Origin of the sequence: Paenibacillus sp. PK4536 (genome assembly GCF_028594455.2) — a bacterium.
In the GTDB taxonomy this organism is placed as follows: domain Bacteria; phylum Bacillota; class Bacilli; order Paenibacillales; family Paenibacillaceae; genus Saccharibacillus; species Saccharibacillus nuruki.
The window spans coordinates 1213438-1234790 of sequence record NZ_CP126313.1 but is presented as its reverse complement, the minus strand read 5'-3'; the positions used below and the strand labels follow the sequence as shown (position 1 = coordinate 1234790).

The 21353-nt window shown below is 38.7% G+C and carries 18 protein-coding genes and 1 other annotated feature (1 of these 19 running past the window's edge); of the genes, 10 read left to right on the top strand and 8 right to left on the bottom strand.

Translation table 11 applies throughout. From position 1 onward, the window contains the following. Positions 1–75 (bottom strand) — a sequence feature (mutual gap in cmsearch alignment for this rRNA model is longer than 100) (it extends 1480 nt beyond the left edge of the window). Positions 76–572: 497 nt separating this feature from the next. The 8 genes from PO903_RS05725 to dnaA all read right to left on the bottom strand — a co-directional run bounded on the left by PO903_RS05725 (position 573) and on the right by dnaA (position 11227). Further along, positions 573–1679: an HD-GYP domain-containing protein gene (locus tag PO903_RS05725; RefSeq protein ID WP_273592873.1), complete on the bottom strand. Its 1107-nt coding sequence runs from the start codon at positions 1677–1679 to the stop codon at positions 573–575. Between the two features lie 242 nt (positions 1680–1921). Further along, positions 1922–4471, bottom strand: a complete 2550-nt coding sequence (gene gyrA / locus PO903_RS05720) for a DNA gyrase subunit A (protein ID WP_273592872.1) — start codon at positions 4469–4471, stop codon at positions 1922–1924. A 314-nt stretch (positions 4472–4785) separates the two neighbouring features. After that, complete coding sequence (gene gyrB, locus PO903_RS05715) at positions 4786–6705, bottom strand: DNA topoisomerase (ATP-hydrolyzing) subunit B (RefSeq protein WP_273592871.1); 1920 nt, start codon at positions 6703–6705, stop codon at positions 4786–4788. 52 nt (positions 6706–6757) lie between these two features. Then, positions 6758–7009 carry an extracellular matrix regulator RemB gene (remB, locus tag PO903_RS05710; RefSeq protein WP_069326373.1) on the bottom strand — a complete coding sequence of 84 codons (252 nt, stop codon included), beginning with the start codon at positions 7007–7009 and terminating at the stop codon, positions 6758–6760. 15 nt (positions 7010–7024) lie between these two features. Continuing rightward, the gene (gene recF, locus PO903_RS05705; protein WP_069326374.1) at positions 7025–8137 is read right to left on the bottom strand and encodes a DNA replication/repair protein RecF; all 1113 of its coding nucleotides are present in this window, start codon (positions 8135–8137) and stop codon (positions 7025–7027) included. Between the two features lie 17 nt (positions 8138–8154). Then, positions 8155–8373, bottom strand: a complete 219-nt coding sequence (gene yaaA, locus PO903_RS05700) for a S4 domain-containing protein YaaA (RefSeq protein ID WP_069326375.1) — start codon at positions 8371–8373, stop codon at positions 8155–8157. A 149-nt stretch (positions 8374–8522) separates the two neighbouring features. Beyond that, complete coding sequence (dnaN, locus tag PO903_RS05695; RefSeq protein WP_069326376.1) at positions 8523–9665, bottom strand: DNA polymerase III subunit beta; 1143 nt, start codon at positions 9663–9665, stop codon at positions 8523–8525. A 209-nt stretch (positions 9666–9874) separates the two neighbouring features. Then, positions 9875–11227 carry a chromosomal replication initiator protein DnaA gene (gene dnaA / locus PO903_RS05690; RefSeq protein WP_069326377.1) on the bottom strand — a complete coding sequence of 451 codons (1353 nt, stop codon included), beginning with the start codon at positions 11225–11227 and terminating at the stop codon, positions 9875–9877. 664 nt (positions 11228–11891) lie between these two features. Between dnaA and rpmH the strand changes: the two genes are divergently transcribed. From rpmH to PO903_RS05640, 10 genes are all read left to right on the top strand, one after another. Beyond that, positions 11892–12026: a 50S ribosomal protein L34 gene (gene rpmH / locus PO903_RS05685; protein WP_069326378.1), complete on the top strand. Its 135-nt coding sequence runs from the start codon at positions 11892–11894 to the stop codon at positions 12024–12026. Positions 12027–12147: 121 nt separating this feature from the next. Further along, positions 12148–12498 carry a ribonuclease P protein component gene (gene rnpA, locus PO903_RS05680; RefSeq protein ID WP_069326379.1) on the top strand — a complete coding sequence of 117 codons (351 nt, stop codon included), beginning with the start codon at positions 12148–12150 and terminating at the stop codon, positions 12496–12498. 76 nt (positions 12499–12574) lie between these two features. Then, on the top strand, positions 12575–13438 hold the full coding sequence (locus tag PO903_RS05675; protein ID WP_069326380.1) for a YidC/Oxa1 family membrane protein insertase: 864 nt from the start codon (positions 12575–12577) through the stop codon (positions 13436–13438). 114 nt (positions 13439–13552) lie between these two features. Beyond that, complete coding sequence (gene jag, locus PO903_RS05670) at positions 13553–14284, top strand: RNA-binding cell elongation regulator Jag/EloR (protein WP_069326381.1); 732 nt, start codon at positions 13553–13555, stop codon at positions 14282–14284. Positions 14285–14395: 111 nt separating this feature from the next. Next, positions 14396–15772 carry a tRNA uridine-5-carboxymethylaminomethyl(34) synthesis GTPase MnmE gene (gene mnmE, locus PO903_RS05665; protein WP_069326382.1) on the top strand — a complete coding sequence of 459 codons (1377 nt, stop codon included), beginning with the start codon at positions 14396–14398 and terminating at the stop codon, positions 15770–15772. A 197-nt stretch (positions 15773–15969) separates the two neighbouring features. After that, positions 15970–17856 (top strand): tRNA uridine-5-carboxymethylaminomethyl(34) synthesis enzyme MnmG, encoded by a 1887-nt coding sequence (mnmG, locus tag PO903_RS05660; RefSeq protein WP_273592870.1) that lies wholly within the window; start codon positions 15970–15972, stop codon positions 17854–17856. A 3-nt stretch (positions 17857–17859) separates the two neighbouring features. Further along, complete coding sequence (rsmG, locus tag PO903_RS05655; RefSeq protein WP_069326384.1) at positions 17860–18582, top strand: 16S rRNA (guanine(527)-N(7))-methyltransferase RsmG; 723 nt, start codon at positions 17860–17862, stop codon at positions 18580–18582. Between the two features lie 280 nt (positions 18583–18862). After that, positions 18863–19681 (top strand): nucleoid occlusion protein, encoded by an 819-nt coding sequence (gene noc, locus PO903_RS05650; RefSeq protein WP_069326385.1) that lies wholly within the window; start codon positions 18863–18865, stop codon positions 19679–19681. A 60-nt stretch (positions 19682–19741) separates the two neighbouring features. Then, a complete protein-coding gene (locus PO903_RS05645; protein ID WP_069326386.1) occupies positions 19742–20503 on the top strand; it encodes a ParA family protein in 762 nt (253 codons plus the stop codon). Continuing rightward, positions 20496–21344: a ParB/RepB/Spo0J family partition protein gene (locus PO903_RS05640; RefSeq protein ID WP_069326387.1), complete on the top strand. Its 849-nt coding sequence runs from the start codon at positions 20496–20498 to the stop codon at positions 21342–21344. Before PO903_RS05645 ends, PO903_RS05640 begins: the two co-directional genes overlap by 8 nt. The last annotated feature ends 9 nt before the right edge of the window (positions 21345–21353 follow it).

Here is a 21353-nt window from a genome sequence, read left to right as displayed (position 1 = left end):
TCAACTCCGCTCGACTTGCATGTATTAGGCACGCCGCCAGCGTTCGTCCTGAGCCAGGATCAAACTCTCCATAAAGTGTTTGACTTGCTCAAATCTAAAACTGGCGAGAACCGAAGTTCTCTATTTTTAAAGGTCGGCTAAGACCTTCATTACTCACTCGTTGTTCAGTTTTCAAAGATCAAACATTTCGTTTTTCGTTGTCTGTGTTTCTCGGTGACAACTTTTATATCATATCATGTTTCCAACCACTTGGCAAGCACTTTTTTTGAAGTGTTTTTTTCAAGTTGTTTTCGTATGATATTTTGTGGATGTTGTCGTTCGTTCGTGACAACTTTTATAATATATCATGTATCGAGTTAGATAGTCAACACTTTTTTTGAGAATATATTTTTATTATTAAACTACTTTGATTAGTGCATCTTTTCTTTCTATATTATCGTTTCCTTCTATATAGAAAGAAAAGAGTAAATCATTTGCTCTTTATAGTAACAAGCAATAGATCTACTCTCTATATTCATTCATGTATCTTCTATATAACCTATCTTCTATAGATAGCAAAGAACGAATAAATCTTAACTTTTTTGCAATACTTCTTTTCGTTTAATAATCTCTTGTATAAACAGTTGATGATTTTCTATTAGATTATAGATCGTACCATCTACCGAGACTAGCGGACGTGTGGGGTGTGAGCGATCAGAGAAAATGATTTCTCCTATTAGGCCATTACTTAGACGAACCATTGTTCCATTATGGAACTGTGTGACTTTGCTAATAAAGGTAGTTACGATTTTAGGATCTAATTTGCCAAAAGCTTCTGAATCGATCTGCTCAAGTACTAGATAAGGAGATTGTGCCTGGCTATATGTTTTGGAAAGCGTCATTGCATGAAAGATATCGGCGACACCAACGATTTTGGCATAGATATGAATCTGGTCAGCTTGTAGACGAAGCGGATACCCTGAACCGTCCACTTTCTCATGATGTTGTAGTGCTGCCAAACGTACGCCTTCACTAATCCCTTTAACGTTCTTGAGTAGCTCATAACCATACATGGTATGTCGACGTATTTCTTCGACTTCTGATGCTGTTAGCTTTGAAGGCTTTTGTAGAATATCCAAATCGATCTTGGCATTACCGATATCATGAAAAAGTCCTGCAAAAGCGACTTGCATCCCTTCATTTACAGGAAGCCCTAACCAATGAGCTATCTTATAAGAAGTGAGTCCGGTTAATACAGCATTATGATACCAATAATCTTGCTTGTTTATACTTTTAGGGTAGAAAGTGAGGATATTGTATTCTCTTGAGTACTGTAGTAACTTCTCCATTTGGATGCGTAATTCTAACACAGGGATTTCAGTAACTGCGACATTACGAAATACATTTTTTAATAATGTAATCATCTTCTCATAATCTTTTTCAAAAGATAATACTTTTTGTATCGCTTTAACTTTTGCGCCAATCTCATTTAGAGCATTAGATTCTACAGGAGGAGCACTTAATTCTTCTTTAGGACTTTTACCGTTATTAATTTCTTCTATTAAAAAAGCACGTAAAATTTCTATATCTTTGGGCATGACTGTTTTGCCTTTAGGAAAAAGCAAATTACCTTGAGTTGTGAATACATCGTGTGTAATTCGGACTCCTGGTGTTACATCATCAATTAATATCGCTGCCATTGGATTAACCTCACTCTATTTTAAAATACTAAAAACCTTTAGATTGCATTATGAATAATTCGCTAGTTCTAAAAAGTTATGTATAAAATAGGGACTAAAGACTTGATTACTTAGACTTATTATATGCGGTATTTGTCATTTCTTCAATCTAATTTAGTAAACTTCTTAACTATTTTTAAATAAAAAAAGAGAACTTTCTTTGGATAGAAAGTTCTCTCTTTATTTTGAATATTTAAAATATATTATTCCGCTTCTTCTGTATGATCTGTCGATGTTTCTGGGTTGTCCAGTTGTTGCACAGACTCTTGCTCTTCTGTACTGCCTATTGCATCTTCAGCAAATACATCATCATCCGGTGAGTCGTCGTCTTCATTCTTATCTGTACGACAAATCGTAGCTACAGAGTCTTCATCACGAATATGAATCAATTTCACACCCTGTGTGTTACGTCCCATGGTGGAAATACCTTCAATATCCATACGAATCAATGTTCCGCTTGTTGTGATAATCATCAGATCTTCCTCGTCTTTAACAACTTTAAGACCTGCTAACTTACCATTCTTATCGGTAACATTCATCGTTTTGATTCCTTTACCACCACGTGTCTGAATACGATAATCAGAACCTGGCGTACGTTTACCGTAACCTTTGGATGTTACAATCAATACTTTCTGATCATCATCCACGATATCCATACCGATCACTGCATCGCCTTCATCTAAGGTGATTCCTTTTACCCCTGTAGCGCTACGTCCCATCGGACGAACATTGCCTTCAGAGAAACGAATCGACATACCATAAGATGTACCCATGATAATCTCTTGTTTGCCATCTGTTAATTTAACTTCAATCAGCTCATCATCTTCACGCATATTGATTGCGATCAGACCGCCTTTACGAATATTGGTATAATCGTCCAGACGTGTTTTCTTCACGACACCTTGTTTGGTTGCAAAGAATAGATGCTGATCTCCTTCAAATTGCTCTACAGAGATTACGGCATTTACCGATTCGCCTTGTTCGATTTGAATAAGGTTGATCACCGGTGTTCCACGAGCAGTACGGCCCAATTCAGGAATCTCATAGGCTTTGATGCGGTATACTTTACCTTTGTCTGTAAAGAATAACAAATGGTTATGAGAATTGGTTACAAAGAGATGCTGCACAAAGTCAGTATCTTTCATATCCATACCAATAACACCACGTCCACCACGTTTTTGACTACGGAATGTAGTGACTGGTGAGCGTTTGATATACCCTGTATGAGTTACTGTAACAATAACTTCTTCTTTAGGGATCAAATCTTCATCCAGAATACTTTCTTCGCCAACTGTGATTTCTGTACGGCGCTCATCACCAAAACGTTCTTTGATTTCATTAAGCTCTGTACTGATAATTTCAAGAACAAGATCTTCATTTGCCAAAATTTCGCGGTATTCAGCGATTTTGACTAATAATTCATTGTATTCGTTCTCGATCTTCTCACGCTCTAATCCTGTTAAACGTTGCAAACGCATATCCATAATCGCTTGTGCTTGTTCCAGACTCAGAGAAAAACGCTCAATAAGGCTTTCACGAGCCACATCACTGGTATTGGATGCACGAATCATACGAATAACTTCATCCAGATTATCTAAAGCTATACGCAAACCATCTAAAATATGAGCGCGTGCTTCTGCTTTTTTGAGATCATACTGTGTACGACGACGAATAACCTCGATCTGATGCTGAATGTAATGATGTAATACTTCGCGTAAAGTTAGCAATTTAGGTTCATTGTTAACGATAGCTAGCATGTTCACACCAAATGTAGATTGCATCGCTGTATGTTTGTACAAGTTATTTAGAACAACACTTGGATTCACATCACGGCGTAATTCAATAACGACACGCATACCGTTACGGTCAGACTCATCACGTAGATCGGTAATGCCTTCGATTCTTTTTTCGCGTACCAATTCAGCAATTTTCTCAACTAGACGAGCTTTATTGACCTGATAAGGCAATTCATTAACAACAATACGAGCTTTGTTGTTATTTTCTTCGATCGTTGCTTTTGCACGCATCGTTACTGATCCGCGACCAGTTTGATAGGCTTGACGAATACCCGAACGTCCTAAGATATAACCGGATGTTGGGAAATCAGGGCCTTGAATATAATCCATCAGTTCCATCGAAGTAATCTCTGGATTCTGGATCATGGCTTGTACACCATCAATAACTTCGCTTAAATTATGCGGCGGAATATTGGTAGCCATACCTACAGCAATACCAGATACACCGTTCACTAATAAGTTAGGGTAACGAGCAGGTAGTACAATCGGTTCTTTTTCTTCACCATCATAGTTAGGTGCAAAGTCGATCGTTTCTTTGTTGATATCACGTAACATTTCCATAGCAATTTTGGATAAACGTGCTTCGGTATAACGCATTGCTGCTGCCATATCGCCATCGATCGATCCAAAGTTACCATGACCATCTATCAACATATAGCGCATAGAGAAATCCTGCGCCATCCGTACCATTGTTTCGTATACAGCCGAATCACCATGCGGGTGATACTTACCAATAACTTCACCGACGATTCTTGCTGATTTCTTGTACGGTTTATCTGGAGCCATACCAAGCTCTGACATGGCAAATAATATACGCCGATGCACAGGTTTCAAACCGTCACGTACATCAGGCAAAGCCCGGCTCACAATGATGCTCATTGCATAATCCATAAAGGAATCACGCATTTCTACACCAATGTCCCGATCTTTAATTTGCGAAATCTTTTCTTCCGCCATGTTAAGCTTAACCTCCCTTATTGCAGCCTTCGTTTTGCTTGCACAAATGCTTGCTTATACAATGTATAAAATAAGTTGCTTGTCGCCAGAATATGGTTAAAAGTTGCTACTCTGTACTGTGTTGTCCGCTCTAGCTATGCTTACGACTACATCACTTTATTATACCATTTTTCTTGAATAATGTCCTGTATTTCATCATGATTTTCAAAGCTTTTGTAAATATAGTTGCTACAAAAATAAAAGAGCATCTGTATACAACAAGATGCTCTTTATCTACTGCATATTTATATCGTTACATTGATAAATAATAGGAATTAAACATCAAGATTGGTCACGTATTTAGCGTGTTCTTGAATAAAGTCACGACGCGGTTCTACGTTATCACCCATCAACGTATCAAAAATCGTATCTGCCAAAATCGCATCAGGAATACTGACTTGTAACATAATACGACTTTCAGGGTCCATCGTTGTTTCCCAAAGTTGAGTTGCATTCATCTCACCCAAACCTTTGTAACGTTGAACATTGAACTTAGCATTTTCGCCAAAACCAGCAATGATCTGATCGCGCTCTTTTTCAGAGTTAGCATAGACCGCTGTTTTGTTGCGTTCTACTTTGAATAAAGGCGGTTGTGCAATATAGATATAGCCCGCTTCTAGAAGCTGACGCATATAACGATAAAAGAAAGTCAACAATAGTGTACGAATATGAGCACCATCGACATCAGCATCAGTCATAATGATGACTTTGTGATAACGTGCTTTGGAAAGATCAAATTCTTCACCAATCCCTGTACCTAGAGCTGTAATAATCGCTCTAATCTCGGCATTACCTAGAATACGATCCAAACGTGCTTTTTCAACGTTTAGAATTTTACCACGCAATGGCAAAATCGCTTGGAAGTGACGATCACGTCCTTGCTTCGCTGATCCACCAGCAGAGTCACCTTCGACAATGTACAATTCGCTGATCGAAGCGTCTTTGGAAGAGCAGTCTGCCAGCTTACCGGGCAAAGCACTGACTTCTAGTACACTTTTACGGCGAGTCAATTCACGCGCTTTACGAGCAGCTTCACGTGCTCTAGACGCCTGTAAAGACTTTTCAAGTACACGACGAGCAACCGCAGGATTTTCGTTCATAAATTCTTGTAGCTTCTCTGAGAAAAGAGATTCAACAATACCACGAACTTCACTGTTTCCTAGCTTGGTCTTCGTCTGTCCTTCGAATTGAGGCTCAGGGATTTTGACAGAAATAATCGCTGTCAGTCCTTCACGCACATCTTCACCTGTCAGATTACCGTTGTTGTCTTTGAGCAATCCGTTACGACGAGCATAATCATTAATAATACGTGTTAGTGCACTCTTAAATCCAGATTCATGAGTACCACCTTCATGCGTATTAATGTTATTAGCAAAAGAATAAATATTTTCTGCATAACTCTCGTTATATTGCAAAGCCACTTCAACTTGAATCATGTCACGTGAACCTTCAACATAGATCGGTTGTTCATTCAGTACTTCACGATTTTTGTTCAAATATTGAACGTACTCGATAATACCGCCTTCGTATTTAAAGGTGTTGGTTACACCTGTGCGTTCATCTGTAATCGTCATTGCTATTCCTTTGTTCAGGAAAGCTAATTCACGAATTCTACCAAGCAATGTGTCGTAATCAAATACCGTTGTTTCTGTAAAGATTTGAGAATCAGGTTTGAACGTGACCGTTGTACCTGTATCTTCACCTGCTCCCATTTCTCCGATGACTTTGATATCATACTGAGGAGCTCCGCGCATATATTCTTGTTGATGAATTTGACCTTCGGTTTTGACAACCACTTTTACATGTTCAGACAATGCGTTTACAACAGATATACCTACACCATGCAGACCGCCTGATACTTTATATCCTCCACCGCCGAATTTACCACCAGCATGTAGAACAGTCATAACAACTTCTAGTGCAGAACGTTGCGTCTTCGCTTCGATCCCTACAGGAATCCCACGTCCATTATCGACAACAGTTACACTATTGTTTTCGTGAATAGTCACTTCAATATGGTCACAATGACCTGCAAGTGCTTCATCGATACTGTTATCTACGACTTCCCAAACCAAGTGATGAAGACCCTTAGAGCTTGTGGATCCAATGTACATACCCGGACGCTTGCGAACCGCTTCTAGTCCTTCAAGTACCTGTATCTGGCTCGCATCATAAGCCGGTTGATTCATAGACATGCGATTTTCACCTACTTCTATAATTTCAGGCAGTTATATCCCATAACTGCGTTCATGCATTAACAAAAAAACTATTTGCTCGCTTTTTGAGCGTCGAGGAAGAGATAGGGGAGTAGTACACTTTGTTTTTAGTGACTACGATCGATTTGGGTTCTTCTTCACCAATCGATTCTACTTTTTTATTTTCAAGAGCATTATTTACAAATTGCTTAGAAATTTTGGAAGACTTTTCGATCGATATATCAAAAATCGCGACAAGCTCCGAGGAACGGATAATCTTCTCGCCGCCCAAGTGAATATACATAGTCTGTAGTCCTCCCTACTTCTCAACGTGTCCTTGATGGACATGGAAAATCTGAGCTTCTTTAAGACGCTCTGTATTTAAACTTTCGATTCCGGTTGCTGTAATAAATGTCTGCACTTTACCTTGAAATGTCTCAATCAGTTGCGTCTGACGATAAGGATCAAGTTCAGATAGTACATCATCCAGCAGAAGAATAGGGTATTCTCCAATTTCTTCACGTATCAGTTCAATCTCTGCTAGTTTCAATGACAGGGCGGTTGTACGCTGTTGTCCCTGAGAACCAAAAACAGCTGCTTCATTGCCATTGATATGAAAAGTTAAATCGTCACGATGTGGACCTGCAAGGGTTGCTCCACGACGATATTCCTGTTCTTTCACTTGTGATAATTTTACCATAAATTGCTCAAATAAGACAGCTTCATCTTCCTCATCTGCGGTTCCGAACGATGGGACATAAGAAAGAACCAAATTCTCTTTGCCACCAGTTATCCCCATGTGGATAGTTTCTGCCCAACCTTGAAGCTTGTGGATAAAGTGTTTTCGTTTTTTGATAATTTTGACTCCATGTTCAACCAGTTGTTCATTCCAGATATCGAGCATCGTTGAATCTTTAGAGCCTGAACTCCATGCTTGTTTTAAATAATTATTACGCTGTATTAAAATTTTCTGGTATTGCTGCAAATGAAAAAGGTAACTGGGTTGTACTTGACCAATCTCCATATCTAAAAAACGGCGCCGCACTCCAGGAGATCCTTTAACAATCTCCAAATCTTCAGGCGCAAACATAACCGCATTGATCGTCCCTACAAATTCACTTAATTTGCGTTGTTCCAGACCGTTGATTTTAGCACGTTTGCCTTTACTCGTAAAGTTTAACTCTAGCTTTACTTTGCCATATTTTTTTTCAGCTTCACACGTAATTCGAGCTTGCTCTGCGTGAAAAGCAATCAGTTCTTTATCTTTATTGGTTCGGTGAGATTTGGAAAGTGCTAAAACGAAAAGAGCTTCGATCAAATTTGTTTTTCCTTGAGCATTTTGCCCGATAAACAAATTGACCGCAGCGAAGGAATCCAGTTGGAGATGATCATAATTGCGATAATTTTGTAGACTGACTTGGTTAATAAACATGGATGAGGTCCTCCAGATTATTGTTCACTGTGTACTTTGTATGAACCTTCTCCCTGTACCTGAATTTCATCTCCAGGATACAATTTACGACCACGACGTTCTTCTAATTCTCCGTTTACTTGTACCATTTGCTCTTGTAAAAGGGCTTTGGCACTTCCTCCTGTGGATATACAACCTGCTAATTTTAAAAATTGATCCAGCTTAATATATTCTGTTGATATTGTTATATTTTCCATGTGAAAAGTATCGTCCTTTCGTGTAGCAACATAGGTTGTGGATATGAATAGCCAGGTATTTATCAACGGTTCTCATGATGTGAACAGATCAGGAACTTGTTGCAAAATACCTGGCTATTTTATTTAATCCTTTATTTTGAGCTATTGAATTAGTTGGTTGTACGGTAAGGCAAAATAATATACAGGCTACGGCTATCATCTTGTGGCTTGATGATGATTGGGCTCATTACCCCTGTAAATTGAATCGCTAATTGTTCACTTTCGATCACTTTTAGCACATCCAACATATATTTGGAGTTGAATGAAATGCGTAAAGGTTCCCCTTCAAAACGAGAAACTTCAAGTTGTTCGGTTACTTTACCTAACTCAGAAGAGCTAGAAGAAATTTCAACGGCTCCATTGTCCAATGTTTGCATACGCACAATATTGGTTTTTTCTTCGCGAGATAACAAATAAGCACGATCAATTGAATCTGCTAATTTTTTGGTATCAATCACGATTTCTGTTTTGAAATTGGTCGGAATGATTTTGGATGTATCAGGATACGTACCGTCGAGTATACGGGAATAGAAAAGAACACGATCAATTTTAAATAATACCTGATTATCTGCAACAACGATATCTAATAATGTGTTTTGGTCAGGAATAATTTTGCTGAGTTCGTTTAACGTTTTACCTGCAATAACGACATTGCTAAAACGCACTCCTGTATCTTCGCTCATGTGAACGGTACGACTTGCTAACCGATGGCGGTCAGTAGCAACGAATTTCAGTTCACTTTCGTTCAAATTCCAAAGTACCCCTGTCAAAATAGGCGTAGTTTCTTGTGTGGAAATAGAAAAAGCCGTTTGCTTGATCATATTTTTGAGCAGATCGCCCGGGATTGAGATTTGTTGGTTTTCTTCTATGCTTGGCAAAACAGGGAATTCTTCTGGATCAAGACCTACCAGCTGGATATCTGTAGCACCTGAACGAATAAACGTTTGGAAACCATCACGAACTTCCATTTCGATTTCAGAAGAAGGTAGTTTTTTGATAATTTCAACGAAAAATTTAGCAGGTAAAACAACGCTGCCTGCACGATCGATTTGGACGATTGTTTTGTCATTGTCTTCAGCAGGAATAAACGATTGGATTGAAATATCTGTATCGCTAGCCGTTAAAGTTACACCTGTATACGAAACATCGAATTTGATGCCTGTCAAAATAGGGATTGTTGTACGGCTAGAAATAGCTTTGGAAACATGTTGTATCGATTCATTCAAATAACTTTTGGAAATTTGGATCTTCATGGTTTCACTCCTAATCAGCAAGGTTCATCTTTATCACAAATGTGTTAAGTCATTTGATGAATTTCAGAATGTGTTTTTATAAGAAGAATATATATAAATCTTTATAGTAATCGTAGTAGGGGCAGTGGATATGTGGATAACCCCCTCAAACCCACGTGTAAGTAAGCCTATCCACATGTGTATAGATTGTGTATAGGCTTGTGACTTATTCAGGATGGATTTTTAATCTTTTCCGTTAAGTTATTCACAACTTTGAATAACTCCTGATCAATCTTAAGCGTTCTTGAAATTTTCTCATGAGCATGGATAACAGTCGTATGATCTCGTCCTCCGAAAGCTTCTCCAATCTTCGGCAAAGAATAATCTGTTAATTCCCGTGACAAATACATTGCAATTTGACGTGGATACGCTACAGCTTTGGTTCTTTTACGCGCTTTAAAATCTTCCATTTTCAAATTATAAAATTCGCCAACTTTTTGTTGAATATCCTGAATCGTAATCATTCGCGGACGGCTGGACGGAATAATATCTTTGAGTGCTTCAGCAGCAAGATGAGAAGTTACATCTTGGTTGGTTAACGACGAATAAGCCACAACACGAATCAAAGCGCCTTCTAGTTCACGAATATTCGTATCGATCTGGTTAGCAATATAGACCATGGCTTCGTTGGGAATATCTAAATTCTCCGCTTTCGCTTTTTTCCGCAAAATAGCGATGCGTGTTTCTAGATCTGGAGGCTGAATATCAGTAATCAATCCCCATTCAAACCGCGAACGAAGTCTTTCTTCAAGCGTTGGAATCTCTTTTGGCGGGCGATCACTAGAAATAATGATCTGTTTGCGTTCTTCATGTAATGCATTAAACGTATGGAAAAACTCTTCTTGCGTCTGTTCTTTGCCCGCTAAAAATTGAATATCATCAATCAATAAAATATCAATATTACGGTACTTGTTACGGAAACTTTCCCCGCGGTTGTCACGAATAGCGTTAATAAACTCGTTTGTAAATTTTTCGGAAGAAATGTATACCACTTTGCTATTTGGATTATGTTCCAAAATATAATGTCCGATGGCGTGCATAAGATGAGTTTTGCCCAGTCCTACACCACCGTATAAAAATAATGGATTATATGCTTTAGCTGGTGCTTCCGCTACTGCTAATGAAGCAGCATGCGCAAATCGATTGCCAGCGCCAATAACAAATGTATCAAACGTATACTTGGTATTGAGCATATTAGCAAGTGGTTCTTCTCGCATCGAAATAGCAGGTTGCGATTGAGTCTGTGCAGGTAAAAGCGATTCTTCAGGAAGTGCTTCTTCGATCACAAACTTAACGTCTACTTGTCTTCCCAAAAATTCAAAAACGGTCGAACTTACCAATTTGGTATACCGGCTTTCAAGCCATTCTACAGCAAAAGTGGTTGGTGCTGAAATTACAATAGAGTTCTCGGTAAAAGTCAGCGCTTTGGTTGCTTTGAACCAAGTGTCAAAGCTAGGCTTGCTCAGCTTTGTTTGAATAATGGATAATATTTGCTGCCATAATTCGGAAGTATGGCTGTCCACAGACTGTCACTCCTTTTAAACTTCCAATGTGTGGCTGAAGCCATGCGCGGATATCGGAAATATTGAAAATGATAATTATGATGAATGGCGTAGAATTATCCCCAGAATACCAGAAGGTGGATAAACTAAAAAAAGGATAAGAAGAAATTGTTCACAACTTTATCCACAGGCTGTTGATAATTTTTAGGTTAGAATAATCTATTCACAGTCAAAAACAATATAATAATACCAAAAAGAACCCTTTATTTCAACGAAAACCGATAATTTATCCACAAATTCAATCTGTTGTGTATAAAACTTATGCACACCACTAGATATTGTTTATAAATTGTTCGGAACAAACTTTTTGCTTGTGGAAGAATTTTTGAATTATACACAGGCAGTTTTTTAGAAAGTGTATAACTGTGGAAAAAAGAGGATCTATTTTAACCTGTGGATAAACGTAAAAAGGAATGATTTTTTGAACAGAAAGTAATGTGCGTGGACGATAAAAATAAACAGTGATAGCTCCCTCTTTATACATAGAAGTACCAACTGCAAAATGTAATAAATGAAATTTCATTGACTTATGTAGACATTTCGTGTTTAAATGTATAAGGGAATTTTTATGTGAATAGAACCAATTAAATATGGAATATAGATTTCCTGCAAGGAGGTGCACAATATGAGACCAACATTCAGACCTAACGTAAGAAAACGTAGTAAAGTACACGGATTCCGTAAAAGAATGAGTACTAAAAATGGCCGTAAAGTGCTGGCGGCTCGTCGCCTTAAAGGCAGAAAAGTCCTAAGCGCGTAAATTACTTTAAGACCACTGCGGTGGTCTTTTTTTCTTTACACTAAAAAATACTAAAAAATTTTATATTTTACTATATAGAAGAAGTCCACTATCTTGTTTTTGAAATTAAGGGGAAATTACGGTGCAAAAAAAGCTGCGTTTACGAAACCGAGCAGATTTCAGCCGTGTATACCGTCATGGTCGTTCTTTTGCAAATCATCAATTTGTGGTGTACTGGTTTCACAAAAAAGATATTGAGCAATTTCGGATGGGTGTATCTGTCAGTAAAAAGGTAGGGAATGCAGTGGTTCGTAATCGGATGCGTCGTATGGTGAAGGAAATTGTACGTCATCATGCTGCTGAGATTGTACCGCAGATCGATATGGTATTTATCGTACGTAAAGGTGCGCTTTCTCTACAATATAAGGAGCTTGAAAAAAGTATCCTTCATGTCCTACGTAAATCTTCTTTAATTAAGCGTTCACAACGGTAGTGCTATCAGTTTATTTGTGTTGCTAAATATGGTATGATTTGCAGGGAAATGGAATGGCTAAGAGAGGGGTTTTGAAGTGTCGTTATTGAAGATTCGCAGAGGAAGATGGATGCTCCTCATAGCTGCCGGATTGATGATGGCTATTTTAGCAGGTTGTACACCGACTAATATGGCAACGCATTCGACAGAGGATTTACAGAACGGAGGTTGGTGGCAACGTTACGTCGTGTACTGGTTTGCCTACGCTTTAGACACATTCGCTGATTGGTTTGGCGGGGAATATGGTCTGGCGGTTTTGGTTCTGGTGCTTATCGTACGTACATTGATTTTGCCATTGACGTTAAAACAAGTCAAAAGTTCTAAAGCAATGCAAGCAATTCAACCGCAATTACAGAAATTGCGCGAAGAATACAAAGATGATCCACAAAGACAACAAGCTGAAACGATGAAGTTGTTCCAAGAAAATCAGGTTAACCCGGCTGCCGGTTGTTTACCATTGATTATTCAGATGCCTGTTTTTATCGCTTTGTATAATGCGATCATTTATAACACAGGGCTTCGTGAGCACACGTTTTTATGGTTACAATTAGGTGAACCGGATAAATGGTTTATTTTGCCGGTTATCGCTGCAATCACCACATTCCTTCAAACTAAAATGATGATGAGTATGAACCCGGCGCAAATGCAGGGTCCTATGAAAATTATGATGTATATGTATCCAATCATCATTTTCGTCATGTCTTATCAATTCCCAGCAGCACTTCCGCTATACTGGGTATACAGTAATATCTACACGATCGTACAGAACTATTTCTTGTATCGCAACAAAAATACAGTGGTTACAGATCTTGGTGCAGTTACAGATACAACAAGTGCTGCTCGCAAAATTGCTAACAACAAAGCTCGTAACAAGAAAAAAGCGAAAAAGAAACGTCGTTAAGAAATACAATTGGAGCGCTGTTCCCCGGGGCAGCGTTCTAAATATACAATCAACTACTACGGTTGATCTATGATCTTACACTCTGAGCACCACAAGGGAGGGCCCAATTTCGAAATGACCACAGTCATTACGTCTGGAAAAACCATTGATGATGCTATAGCAGAAGGGCTTACCCGTTTAAATACGAGTAAGGAACATGTGCAAGTGCAAATATTGCAACAGCCGTCAAAAGGATTCCTGGGTCTATTTGGTGCAAAACCTGCCAAAGTAGAATTGACACTGTTGTCTCAGCCGACTGTGCATATTCCTTCTAGTTCTGCTGTCCCTGTCTCCTTGGAAGATCGTTCTACTGCATCTCCATCAACTACAGAGATAGCAGACAAGGAAGGCAGTGCATCCACTTATTCTCATGATGAAGCGATACAGTTCGTCAAAGAAGTCGGTCAAAGTATAGGTCTTGAATTGGAAGTCGATATTAAGCGTAACCGTGATGGGTATACCATGAACATCTCGGGTAGTGATCTAGGATTATTGATTGGTCGCCGTGGTCAAACACTGGATGCTCTTCAATATCTGGTGAATATTGTAGCCAATCGTTACTCAGACAAATATGTACGCATTTTGTTGGATGCTGAAAATTTCCGCGAACGTCGCCGGAAAACATTAGAAGATCTAGCAGATCGTTTAGCAGGTAGAGTGATCCGTAGTGGTAAAGAAGTGGTACTGGAACCTATGTCTTCGCAAGAACGCAAAGTGATTCATGCCAAACTTCAAAACCATGCTCGCGTGAAAACGATCAGTAAAGGCGAAGAACCTAATCGCCGTGTAGTGATTACACTTCGATAATGAGTACACGTCATGCAATGATTTTTTGCCTTCGGGCAGAAGATCATTGCTTTTTATTTAGTTACAAGTATGTTCATTCATGATCTTCAAGAAAGAAGGGGAATCTTTATTATGATAAGTGATACTATTGCTGCTATATCTACTGCTGTCGGAGAAGCCGGGATAGCAGTTATTCGTGTCAGCGGACCACAGTCGATTACGGAAGTAGATCAACTTTTTCGAGGTAAACAATCATTAGTCGATGCGGATAGTCATACTGTGCATTACGGTTATATTATTGATCCAGATTCAGGCGAAAAGATGGAAGAAGTATTAGTAACAATTATGCGTGCTCCTCGTTCATTTACAACCGAAGATGTAGTAGAGATTAGTTCTCATGGTGGAGTGGTATCTGTACGTCGCCTGATGGAACTATTATTACAACAACAGATTCGGATTGCAGAACCAGGCGAATTTACCAAACGTGCTTTTTTAAATGGACGGATCGATTTGTCGCAAGCAGAAGGTGTTATTGATTTGATTCGTTCGAAGTCAGATAAGGCTTTCTCGGTTGCACTGCGTCAGGTGGAAGGGAAGTTGTCACGTCAAATTAAGCCATTGCAACAAATATTGATTGAAATGGTCGCTCATATTGAAGTGAATATCGATTATCCTGAACATGATGTAGAATCGGTAACTTCTGATTTTATTAAGCAAAAATCATTAGAAGTGATGAATGGCATTGATGAATTATTACGCACTGCCAATGAAGGCAAGATCCTACGTGAAGGAATCACTACTGCGATTGTAGGGCGTCCGAATGTAGGTAAATCTTCGCTTTTGAATACGTTAGCGCAAGACAACCGTGCGATCGTTACAGATATTCCAGGCACGACTCGCGATGTGATCGAAGAATTTGTGACGATCAATAATATTCCTTTGAAATTATTAGATACAGCAGGTATTCGAGAAACGATTGATGTCGTGGAAAAAATCGGGGTTGAACGTTCACGTACAGCTGTAAATGATGCCGATCTTATCTTGTTGGTGCTTAATCATAATGAAGCTTTACATGAAGATGAAATTCAATTGTTGGAACAGATTAAAGATCGCCAAGTGATTATTATTGTAAATAAAATGGATCTGTATCGCCAATTAGATCTTGTGAAGTTGGAAGAGTATTTCCCGAAAGAAAGTATTGTTACGATGTCTGTTAAAGATCAAAAAGGGATCGATAAATTAGAAGAAGCGATTTCGAATTTATTTTTTGGTGGTAAATTAGAATCGGCTGATCTGACGTATGTAAGTAATGTTCGTCATATTGCATTGTTGAAGCAAGCGAAGCGTTCATTACAAGATGCTTATCAAGCTTCTGATGACATGATACCAATCGATTTGATTCAGATTGATGTTCGTCTAGCATGGGAGCAATTAGGTGAAATTATTGGGGATTCCGCTCCAGATTCATTAATTGATCAGATTTTCTCTCAATTTTGTCTGGGAAAATAAGTTGTGATACTGCGGTTTGAAAAATAAACATTTAAAAATTGCATTAAATTTGCAATTTTATCACATGAGTACAGTTGTTTTACGATATACTTGAGTGTAGGCTTGAACATGAATGATGATGACTTGAGCGATAAATAATATAATGTTTAGTTATGCAGGAAGTCTGTATGGCTTGAAATATAGAGGAGGTACACTCCATGACATATATGGGTGGAGAATATGATGTTATTGTAATCGGTGCAGGGCATGCAGGTTGTGAATCAGCACTAGCAGCAGCACGTATGGGATGCAGTACATTGATGATTACGATCAATCTGGATATGGTGGCATTTATGCCATGTAATCCTTCTATAGGTGGTCCGGCTAAAGGGCATGTGGTACGTGAAATCGATGCACTTGGCGGCGAAATGGGACGCAATATCGATAAAACGTTTATTCAAATGCGGATGTTAAATACAGCTAAAGGTCCTGCTGTACATGCTCTACGTGCACAAGCAGATAAGTTTTCTTATCAGCATACAATGAAAGAAACGATGGAAGAAGAACCGAATTTGACATTGCGTCAAGGGATGGTAGAGCGTCTGATCGTGGAAGATGGACATTGTACAGGAGTGATCACCAAAACAGGTACAACATACAAAGCTAAATCGATTGTTTTAACAACAGGAACGTATTTACGTGGTAAAGTGATTATGGGCGAATTGGCTTATGAAAGTGGCCCTAACAATCAACAACCTTCAATCAAATTATCGGAGCATTTGAAAGAGCTAGGGTTTGAATTGGTTCGTTTTAAAACAGGTACGCCTCCACGTGTTCATCGTGACAGTATCGACTTTTCTAAAACTGAAATTCAACCAGGCGATGATAAAGTTAAATTTTTCTCTTATGAAACAGAGTCATCAAGCAATGAGCAAATGCCTTGCTGGTTAACATATACTTCTCTAGAAACGCACCAGATCATCAGTGACAATCTTCACCGTGCACCAATGTTCTCTGGAATGATCGAAGGTACAGGACCTCGGTATTGCCCATCTATTGAAGATAAAATTGTTCGTTTTAGCGATAAACCGAAGCATCAAATTTTCTTAGAACCGGAAGGCAAAAACACATCTGAATATTATGTACAAGGTCTATCTACTAGCTTACCTGAAGAAGTACAATTGCAAGTGTTGCGCTCAATTCCGGGGTTGGAAAAAGTAGAAATGATGCGTAACGGATATGCGATCGAGTATGATGCAATGGTGCCTACACAATTGTGGCCAACGTTAGAAACTAAAAAAATGCCGGGCTTATTCACAGCTGGACAAATTAATGGTACTTCTGGTTATGAAGAAGCAGCAGGTCAAGGGATTATGGCTGGAATCAATGCTGCGCGCAAAGCACAAGGTAAAGAAGGCGTTATATTGGATCGTTCACAAGGGTATATAGGTGTATTGATTGATGACCTAGTGACTAAAGGAACAAATGAACCTTACCGTTTACTGACTTCTCGTGCAGAATATCGCTTATTGCTTCGTCATGATAATGCAGATATGCGTTTAACTGATATTGGACATGAGATTGGTCTGATTAAAGAAGAGCGTTATCAGAGATTTTTGGACAAAAAAGCTAAAGTAGACCAAGAAGTTAAACGTCTTAGCAAAACAAAAGTAAAACCTGTTGAGATCAATGAACTGTTAGCAACAGTAGATTCATCAGCACTACAAAATGGTGTGGATCTTTTGACCGTTCTTCGCCGTCCAGAAGTATCGTATAGCATTATCGAAGCTGTATCGCCTTCGCCAGAGCCTTTGACAGAAGATATGAAAGAACAAGTAGAGATTCAGATTAAATATGCAGGTTATATTGAAAAACAACAATCACATGTGGAACGTCTGAAAAAGATGGAACAAAAGAAATTGCCTGAAACGATTGTCTATGAAGAAGTTAAAGGATTGGCTACAGAAGCACAGCAAAAAATGGCTAAAATCCGTCCATTATCAATCGGACAAGCTTCACGGATCTCAGGCGTAACACCAGCAGATATTTCAGTTCTACTTGTATATTTGGAACACTATAATCGGGTAACCGCAGCACGGGGGTAACAAATGGATTCAATTCAACAGCATTTTACAGAAACGTTAGCAGCACAAAATATCGAAATTAATGAGCAACAGTTAGAGCAGTTTGAAGGGTATTATCAAGAGCTGATTACCTGGAATGAAAAAATGAATTTGACTGGAATCACAGATCGTGATCAAGTGTATAATAAACATTTCTATGATTCGATTTCACTTGCTTTTTATATGGATCTCAATGAAATACAGACGCTTGCTGATATTGGCTCAGGTGCTGGATTTCCAGGGATTCCACTTAAAATCATATTCCCACATATCCAACTACGGATTATTGATTCGCTCAATAAACGTATTCAATTTTTGCAAAGTGTTGTGAATCGTCTTGGACTGCAAAATGTCGAGTTGATTCATGGACGCGCAGAAGAGTGGGGACAAAAAGAAGGATATCGTGATCATCATGATTTAGTAACGGCTAGAGCAGTGGCTAAACTTTCAGTTCTAAATGAATTCTGCTTACCTTTTGTCAAAACAGGTGGTACATTTGCAGCGATGAAAGGGATCGATCCGGCAGAAGAAATTCAGCATGCTTTTCGCAGTCTAGGATTGTTGAAAGGAAAAGTTCGTGAAGTTCATCATTTCCAATTGCCTGTTGAAGAATCAGATCGTCATATTATTCTGATTAACAAAGAAGCAGCGACTCCAGCGAGATATCCGCGTAAAGCAGGTACACCGATGAAAGAGCCGTTAGGTTAAAATTGATATATCTTTTATTAGCATGAGTATAGTCTTTGTAAAGAGTTGTATAGCAGTGTTTCACGTGGAACATTCGCTATACAACTTTTTGTTATGTTTGAATATAGAACGCTATAATTTTAGTCACAATTTTTGTTGTTCTATCATAGGATTATGACTTGAAAAGTGCTAAAATAAATAGATGGAAGTATGAGGAAAACAGATCAATGTACGATCCGTATTATCAAGTGCACCTGTGCTTCAGGTGTTGCTATCATGAGATTAGGTGGTCTTATACCGAATGAAAGAACAATTTTCCAAATTGTTTGGCTTGACTGAACGCGCAAATGGGGAAGAAGTCAAACAGGTACCGGTCGCTAATATCACAACCAGCCCGTATCAGCCCCGTACTATTTTTGATGATGCCAAAATCGAAGAATTGTGCCAGACGATCAAAACTCATGGTGTAATTCAGCCTATTGTTGTACGTATGCGTAATGGAAAGTATGAAATTATTGCAGGTGAAAGACGTTGGCGAGCAGTGACCAAATTAGGTCTGCCTACGATTCCAGCGATTGTTCGTGAGTTCAATGATTCACAAGCAGCTTCTATTGCTTTAATTGAAAACCTGCAACGTGAAGGATTAACTGCGATTGAAGAAGCTTTTGCTTATCAGAAATTGATTGATCTGCATGATCTTACTCAGGAAAGTCTGGCACAACGTCTAGGCAAAAGCCAATCTACGATTGCCAACAAAATTCGGTTATTGAATTTACCTGAAGTGATCAAACAAGCCCTAATGTCCCGCCAAGTCACAGAAAGACATGCTAGAGCATTATTGTCACTTGGAAGTGAAGAATTACAGCTTCGTGTGTTGAACGAAATTATTGAGAAAGAACTCAATGTAAAGCAGACAGAAGCCAGAGTGGCTTTTTATAAAGAAAAAACAAAAACAGTCAAAAAATCGAAACGAATCTCTTATACCAAAGATGTACGTCTAGCTTTGAATACGATTCGTCAATCGATAGATCTTGTGTCTGGTTCAGGGCTTGCGATCAATACGTCTGAACAAGATCACGAAGACCATTATGAAATAGTGATTAAGATACCAAAACGCTGATCGGACATGAAGTGAATTTTTGTTATCATCAAGCGAATTTCATACACTGGGGTGAATGAGTTGTCGAAAATTATAGCTATAGCGAATCAAAAAGGTGGCGTTGGTAAAACAACTACATCTGTCAATCTAGGCGCTTGTTTAGCCACGCTGGGCAAACGTGTTCTGCTGATCGATATTGATCCACAAGGAAATACAACAAGTGGAGTAGGGATCAATAAAGCAGATGTCGAAAACTGCATTTACGATATTATTATCAACGATGTCCCGCCAAAAGAGACGATCAAATCGACAGCAGTTGAAGGATTGCATATTATCCCGGCTACGATTCAGTTAGCAGGAGCAGAAGTTGAATTAGTGCCTGCTATTTCACGAGAATTACGTTTGAAAAATGCAATCAGTCAAGTGAAGCACGATTACGATTATGTACTGATTGATTGTCCACCATCGCTAGGCATTTTGACGATTAATTCATTAACAGCAGCAGATTCAGTGTTGATTCCAATCCAGTGTGAATATTATGCGCTTGAAGGTCTTAGTCAGCTATTGAATACAGTACGTTTGGTACAAAAACATTTGAATACAGATCTTCAGATTGAAGGCGTATTGTTAACGATGTTGGATGCTCGTACCAATCTGGGCATACAAGTGATCGAAGAAGTAAAAAAATATTTCCAAGATAAAGTATACCGGACTATTATTCCACGTAATGTTCGCTTGAGTGAAGCACCTTCACATGGCAAAGCGATTATTACGTATGATCCTCGTTCTAAAGGAGCAGAAGTTTACTTAGAGCTGGCAAAGGAAGTGGTTTCTTATGAGTAAACGTCTTGGTAAGGGGCTAGATGCATTGATTCCTTCATTGTCTGTCAGCGATGACGATAAAATAGTAGAAGTTAACTTAAAAGAATTACGTCCTAATCCGTATCAACCACGCAAAAATTTTGATCATGAATCGATTCAAGAATTAGCAGAATCGATCAGTCAGCATGGTGTTATTCAGCCCATTATTGTGCGTAAAGTTCTAAAAGGATATGAAATTATCGCTGGCGAACGCCGCTATCGTGCTTCAGAAGTCGCTGGTAAAAAAACGATTCCTACAGTTATTCGTAGTTTCACTGATCAACAAGTAATGGAAATTGCATTGATTGAAAATGTACAACGTGAAAACTTGAATGCACTTGAAGTAGCGACTGCTTATCAAGCTTTGATGGAAGAATTCAAAATGACGCAAGAAGAACTGGCGACTAAAGTGGGAAAATCACGCTCACATATCGCTAACTTTTTACGATTATTGTCGTTACCTGATGAAGTGAAAGAATATGTTTCACGTGGAACATTGTCGATGGGACATGCACGTTCATTAGTTAGTGTCAAAAAACAAGAAATAATTATTGCTTTAGCTAATAAAGCGATAGAGCAATCATGGAATGTACGTCAATTGGAAGAAGCTGTACAGAACCTTGATAAAAAGAAAGATGATTCTGCTAAAAGTAAAATCAAAAAATCAGATCCTTATCTGGTGGATGTAGAAGAGACTTTACGGGATCGTTTTCAAACGACTGTCAAAATCAAACATAGTCAAAAAGACAAAGGTAAAATTGAATTGAACTATTACAGCAAGCAAGATCTAGAGCGACTGTTAGAAATGCTAAATCAGTTGTAAACGGGAGGC